Here is a 6473-nt window from a genome sequence, read left to right on the forward strand (position 1 = left end):
GCGCATGTCTGCTTCGCTGTCCGGGGACGAGTCCCTGCACCTGCCCGAGTTCGACGCGCCTCCCGCATCGCCGCTCGACCTCGCGCGCCTCTGGCTCGACCAGGCCGGTGAGCATGAGGTGTCCGAGCCGATGTCGATGACGCTCGCGACCGCCGGCGCCGACGGCCGGGTCAGTGCCCGGACCGTCGACGTCAAGCGCATCGAGGACCGCGGGCTGGTGTTCGGTACCTCCGCCGAGAGCCCGAAGGGCCGCCAGCTCACTGAGAACCCGCACGCCGCCCTGCAGGTGTACTGGCGTGAGACGATGCAGCAGCTCCGGTTCGAGGGCCGCGTGGTGCAGCTCTCCGACGAGGAGTCCGACGCCCTGTTCGCCGACCGCTCGCCGAAGTCCCGCGCCGCCACCGCGATCGCCGACCAGTCCGCGGTGCTCGAACCGCGGACGCTGCAGGACCTGATCGACGACGCCAACGAGCTGCTCGCCGAGTCCGACGACGACGTGCCGCGGCCGCCGCTGTGGGACGCGTGGCGCCTGGAGCCCGACACCGTCGAGTTCTGGCACGGCAGCCGCGACCGGATGCACCGCCGCCTGCAGTACGTGCACGCCGGCGAGAGCTGGACCGCGACGCGGCTGCAGCCGTAGCGCAGCGGGCAGTGCGCGCCCCGGGCTCGGGACGACGCTGCGGTAGCGTCGGACCATGTCGGCCGCAGCACGCATCACCGTCCGGACCGCGGTGGAAGCGGACGCCGCGGGCATCGCCGACGTGCATGTCCAGGCCTGGCGCGAGGCGTACGCCCACCTGCTGCCCGCCGCGTTCCTGTCATCGCTCGACCCCGTCGCCCGCACCAACCGATGGCGGCGCACGATCGCCGGCGCGAGCGCGGCCGGTACCGGTGTCGCCGTCGCCGAGCTCGACGGCGTCGTCATCGGCTGGGCGACCGCCGGGCCGGGGCGTGACGAACACTCCGTCCGGGACGTCGAGCTCACCGGCATCTACGTCCTGGCCTCCGCGTACGGGTCCGGGGCCGGCCAGATGCTCCTCGACGCGGTGCTCTCGGACGCGCCGGCGTTCCTCTGGGTCGCGGACGACAACCCTCGTGCGCAGGCGTTCTACGCCCGCAACGGGTTCCGCCGAGACGGCGCGACGAAGACCGAGCACCTCGGCGACAACGCACTCGTCGCGGCGCGCATGGTCCGCTGACGTCGGGCTAGAGCTTCTCGATCGGCGCGATCTTGATGAGGAGCTTCTTCCGCCCCGCGGTGTCGAAGGCGATCTCGGCGATCCGCTTCGCACCCTGACCGGTCACCGCCGAGACGGTCCCCTGCCCGAAGTCGACGTGCGAGATCCGGTCACCGGCAGCGAGTTCCATGTCCCCGTTGTCCCGGACCTGCCCGGACACCCGGTTCGCCCACTCGGTCTTCGGACGGGTCTTCGCGGCAGCAGCAGCACGGTCGTAGGAACCGCTGCCCCAGCCGCCCCCGCCGCGGTAGCCGCCACCGGCGCCACCGCCCGAACCGCCGAACCCGCCGTCACGCTTGGCGTTGATCGCGCGGGGCTGCGTGCCACCACGACTGTTCGCCATGCCCGGTGACTGCTTCCACTCGATGAGCCCCTCGGGGATCTCCTGCAGGAAGCGCGAGGGCATCGCCACGTTGACGTCGCCGAACTGCGCCCGGGTCATGGCGAGCGACAGGAACAGGACCTTCTTCGCGCGGGTGATGCCGACGTAGAACAGACGGCGCTCCTCCGACGGGCCACCGGGCTCGTTCGCGGACATCCGGTGCGGCAGCAGGTCTTCTTCGACGCCGGTCAGGAACACCGCGTCGTACTCCAGGCCCTTCGCGGTGTGCAGCGTCATCAGTGACACCGTGCCGGAGGAGTCGTCGAGCTCGTCGGCTGCGGCCACCAGCGAGACCTCGGTGAGGAAGTCGGACAGCGTGCCCTCGGGGTTGTTCTTCTGGAACTCCCGCGTCACGGCCACGAGCTCGTCGATGTTGTCCGCACGGGCCGCGTCCTGCGCGTCCGGCGACTTCCGGAGCTGTTCGAGCAGACCGGACCCGTCGAGCAGCTGCGTCAGGGTGTCCACGACGGGCTGGTCCGCGGCCTTCGCGGACACGTCGTCGAGCAGCACCGCGAACGAGGTGATGGCGGTCCGGACCTTGGGACCGAAGCCGAGCTCGTCGGCGTGCCGCAGGGCTTCGCGCATCGAGACCTCGTGCTCGTCGGCGTACCGCTGCAGGGTCGTCTCGGTGACGGCGCCGATGCCGCGCTTCGGCACGTTGAGGATGCGGCGGAGCGACAGCGGATCGGCCGGGTTCGCGACCGTGATCAGGTAGGACATGGCGTCCTTGATCTCGGCGCGCTCGTAGAACTTCGTGCCGCCGAGCACCCGGTACGGGATCGCCGCCCGGATGAAGATCTCCTCCAGCGCACGGGTCTGCGAGTTCGTCCGGTAGAACACCGCCATGTCGCGGTAGTCCATGCCGTCCTCGTGCAGGCGCTGGATCTCGTCCGCGACGAACTGGGCTTCGTCGTGGCCGGTGTACCCGGTGAAGCCGACGATCTTCTCGCCGGCGCCGACGTCGGTGAACAGGCTCTTCGCCTGCCGGTCGAAGTTGTTGGAGATGACGGCGTTCGCGGCGTCGAGGATGTTCTGCGTCGATCGGTAGTTCTGCTCGAGCAGGATCACCTTCGAGTTCGGGAAGTCGCGCTCGAACTCGACGATGTTGCGGATGTCCGCCCCGCGGAACGCGTAGATGGACTGGTCGGAGTCACCGACGACCGTCAGCGAGGCGCCGGCGATCGATCCGTCGGTCTCCCGCATCCGGGCGACGTGCTGCCCCTGGTCCTCGAGACGGTCGACCTGCTCGACCGGGACCGGCCGGGTGAGTTCCCGGATCAACGAGTACTGCGCGTGGTTGGTGTCCTGGTACTCGTCGACCAGGATGAAACGGAAGCGACGCTGGTACAGCGCGGCCACCTCCGGGAACGCCCGGAACAGGAACACCGTCTGGCCGATGAGGTCGTCGAAGTCGAACGCGTTCGCCCGCCGCAGCTCGTTCGTGTACCGACGGAACACCTCGGTGAACATGACCTCCTGCGGGTCGCTCGCGTTGATGTTGCGGGCGTAGGTGTCGATGTCCTGCAGCTCGTTCTTGAGCTTCGAGATCTTCGCCGCCGCGGCCCCGACCGTCAGCCCGAGGGTGTCCGCCTCGAGGTCCTTGATGATCCGCTTGAGCAACGCCCGGGAGTCCGCGGAGTCGTAGATCGTGAACGACTGCGGGAACCCGAACCGTTCGGCTTCACGCCGGAGGATCCGGACGCACGCGGAGTGGAACGTCGAGATCCACATGCCCTCGGCGGCCTGGCCGACCAGGGCCTGCACCCGCTCGCGCATCTCGGCCGCGGCCTTGTTGGTGAACGTGATCGCCAGGATCTGGGACGGCCAGGCTTCCCGGTTCGCCAGGAGCAGCGCGATGCGACGGGTGAGCACGCTCGTCTTGCCCGAGCCGGCACCGGCCACGATGAGCAGGGACTCGCCGCGGTACTCGACGGCTTCCTTCTGCTGGGGGTTCAGGCCCGCGGTGAACGGGTCCTCGTAGGCACGGTCACGCGCACCCGCGCCGTCGGTGCGGCCGGGCGTCGGGTCGGAGGGGTCGAGCACGATCGTCATGTCCGAGACAGTCTAGGCGCGACCCCCGACGTCCGATCAGGCCCGGTCGGAGGGTTCCGCGACGAGCGATCGGGCCCGGACGGCCAGGTCGGCGTGGTCCGCGAAGACCCCGTCGACGCCCGTGCGGAGGACCGACGTGAACCACCGTTCCCAGTCCCCGAGCGCCGCCAGCTCGCCGCCACGACGGAGGGCAGCGGGCAGGAACCGGTTCTCCGGCCGCAGGGTCCACGTGTAGATGGCGAGGCCGGCCGCGTGTGCCCGCTCGACCACGTCGCTCCGCACCGGGCCGGGATCGTCGACCGCCCGGGTGTCGACGCCCGCCATCAGCGTCGGCAGGTCGACGCTGATGCCGTCGAACTCGGCCGCGAGCCGCGCGAGCGCGGCGTCGGTCCGCTCGTCGGCGTAGGTGGTGGCGGCGGGACCGGCGTCGGCGACCTCGTCAGCGGCCGCACCACGGGCCTCCTGGAGGTACACCAGCCGCGCACCGGTGCCCTGTTCGGCGACCTGCCGGAGGACGCCCTTCTCGAACGACTCGACCGTCAGCCGGTCGTCGCCGCGCCAGCCCGCGGTACCCAGGACGCCGTCGAGGAGCGACGCCATCGGGAACCCGGCCGCGGCGAACGCGCTGGCGTGCTTCACCTCGGCGACGAGCGCGACCCGCCGCGGTGCGGCGTCCAGGATCGCGAGCAGGTCCTCCAACCGCAGGACCGTGTCCTCGCCATCGTGCTGCCGGGAGGCCCGGCGCAACTCCGGCAGGCGCTCACGGGTCCGCAGGGTGCGCAGCTCGTCCCAGGTGAAGTCCTCGGTGAACCAGCCGGTGAACCGGTGCCCGTCGATCGTCTTCGTGGTGCGGCGGTCACGGAACTCCGGTCGGTCGGCGACGTCGGTCGTCCCGGAGACCTCGTTCTCGTGCCGGAGGACCAGGACACCGTCCTTCGTCGGCACGAGGTCCGGCTCGATGGCGTCCGCGCCGAGCTCGATCGCGAGCTCGTAGGCGCTGCGGGAGTGCTCGGGACGGTACCCGGAGGCTCCACGGTGGGCGATGACGAGCGGCTGCATGCAGGCGACGATACGGAGCGCGGGTGAACGCCGGGCCCTCGGGACCGAGGTCCCGCGGACGTTCAGCGAGCGTGCGGAGGTCCCACGGTGGACCGCCAGAGACCGTCAATAGGCTCCAGCGCAGGAGCACGGATGCCGGTTCCGCTTCCCGCGGATCCTCAGCCATCGAGGCCCCACGGCCCGTAGGCTGTGAGGACACGAAGGAACGGCACCGCCGCACTCCGTCACGAGCCCACGAACCGATGCCACCCGGGTACCGGATCCACGACTCCACACCAGAGGAAATCAGAGGACACCATGGCCTTCAAGCCCGGTTTCGACCAGTCCCCCGCCTTCAACGACGCGGGCCGGAACGCATGGGGCGCCGGCTCGAACGCACCGCAGGGCGCCTACCCGCAGCAGGGGTACCCGCAGCAGGGCGGCTACCCGCAGGCCCCGTACGGCCAGACCGGCTGGGGACAGGCACCGCAGCAGCCCGGCATGTCGCCCGACCAGCTCCGGGACATGTACGACCGCCCCTCGGCCGACAAGGTCGACACCGGGCGCATGTCGTACGAGGACACCATCGTCAAGACGCTCCTGGCGTTCGGCGTGCTCCTCGTCGGCGCGGTCGCCGGCTGGAACCTGCCGCCCGTGGTCTGGATCGTCGGCGCGATCGTCGGGTTCGTCCTCGCCCTGGTGAACACCTTCAAGAAGAAGCCGTCGCCGGCACTCGTGCTGGCGTACGCCTTCTTCGAGGGCCTCTTCGTCGGTGGCATCTCGGGGATGTACAACACGATGTGGGACGGCATCGTCACGCAGGCGGTGTTCGGCACCCTCGGTGTCTTCGCCGTCACGCTGCTGCTGTTCTCGTCCGGCAAGGTCCGTGCCACCCCCAAGCTGACCCGGTTCTTCCTGGTCGCGATGGTCGGCTACATGGCGTTCTCGCTCGTCAACATCGTGCTCATGTTCACCGGTGTGACCCAGAGCGCGTTCGGGCTCCTCGGCGTCTCGCTGTTCGGCATCCCGCTCGGTGTCCTGATCGGCATCTTCGTGGTGCTGATGGCGGCGTACTCGCTGATCCTCGACTTCGACCAGATCAAGACCGGTGTCGAGCGCGGCGCTCCGCGCGTCTACGCATGGACGGCCGCCTTCGGCCTCATCGTCACGCTGGTCTGGCTCTACCTCGAGATCCTGCGCATCCTGGCGATCGTCGCGAGCAGCTCCCGCAACTAGCGTTCCTGTTCGACACGACGGGCCCCGGCTTCTGCCGGGGCCCGTCGTCGTTCCCGGGCGGGCGGCGGGCGCGGGCGGCGGCGGGCGCCCGACTGGTCACGACACCCCGCTCACCTCCGCCGAGCGGTCACGGATCGTCGCTCACTACCCGCCAGAACGACGACGTGTGACCGCTCGGCGGAACGGGCCGGGCGCGGCAGGCGGGCCCGGCCCGCGCCTCCCGTCCGGCACGTCTGCCCGCCGACGTCGCGCAACACGCCGCAGCCGGTTCGCCGAGGTCGCTCAACCCGCCGCCGTCCACCCGCCCGAGCGGCAGATCGTGCGACCCCGAGAGCGCCGGCAGCATCCCCCGCACGCCAGCCCCGTCCGCCGCCAGATCGCACGACATGCCGCAGCCGGTCCGCCGGGGTCGCGGGAACTGCCGTCAGCGAGCCGGCCCGACGGCAGAACGTGCGACCTCGGCGGCCGGGCTGGGCGGGCGACGGCAGAACGTGCGACCTCGGCGGCCGGGCGGGCTGGGCCTGTCT

The 6473-nt window shown here is 70.7% G+C and carries 5 protein-coding genes; 3 read left to right on the plus strand and 2 right to left on the minus strand.

Annotated elements, in window-relative coordinates:
* The first annotated feature begins 4 nt into the window (after nt 1-4).
* Both DEJ33_RS15600 and DEJ33_RS15605 read left to right on the plus strand, forming a co-directional pair.
* Complete coding sequence (locus tag DEJ33_RS15600; protein ID WP_111195477.1) at nt 5-640, plus strand: pyridoxal 5'-phosphate synthase; 636 nt, start codon at nt 5-7, stop codon at nt 638-640.
* Between the two features lie 55 nt (nt 641-695).
* Nucleotides 696-1199, plus strand: coding sequence for a GNAT family N-acetyltransferase (locus DEJ33_RS15605; RefSeq protein ID WP_111195478.1), 504 nt, complete (start codon nt 696-698; stop codon nt 1197-1199).
* A 7-nt stretch (nt 1200-1206) separates the two neighbouring features.
* Here the strand turns inward: DEJ33_RS15605 and DEJ33_RS15610 are convergent, their stop codons facing one another.
* Nucleotides 1207-3672: an ATP-dependent helicase gene (locus DEJ33_RS15610; protein ID WP_111195479.1), complete on the minus strand. Its 2466-nt coding sequence runs from the start codon at nt 3670-3672 to the stop codon at nt 1207-1209.
* 36 nt (nt 3673-3708) lie between these two features.
* Nucleotides 3709-4731 (minus strand): glycerophosphodiester phosphodiesterase family protein, encoded by a 1023-nt coding sequence (locus DEJ33_RS15615; protein ID WP_111078731.1) that lies wholly within the window; start codon nt 4729-4731, stop codon nt 3709-3711.
* Nucleotides 4732-5028: 297 nt separating this feature from the next.
* Between DEJ33_RS15615 and DEJ33_RS15620 the strand changes: the two genes are divergently transcribed.
* Nucleotides 5029-5946 (plus strand): Bax inhibitor-1/YccA family protein, encoded by a 918-nt coding sequence (locus DEJ33_RS15620; RefSeq protein ID WP_111078732.1) that lies wholly within the window; start codon nt 5029-5031, stop codon nt 5944-5946.
* The last annotated feature ends 527 nt before the right edge of the window (nt 5947-6473 follow it).

Origin of the sequence: Curtobacterium sp. MCPF17_047 (genome assembly GCF_003234045.1) — a bacterium.
GTDB lineage: Bacteria > Actinomycetota > Actinomycetes > Actinomycetales > Microbacteriaceae > Curtobacterium.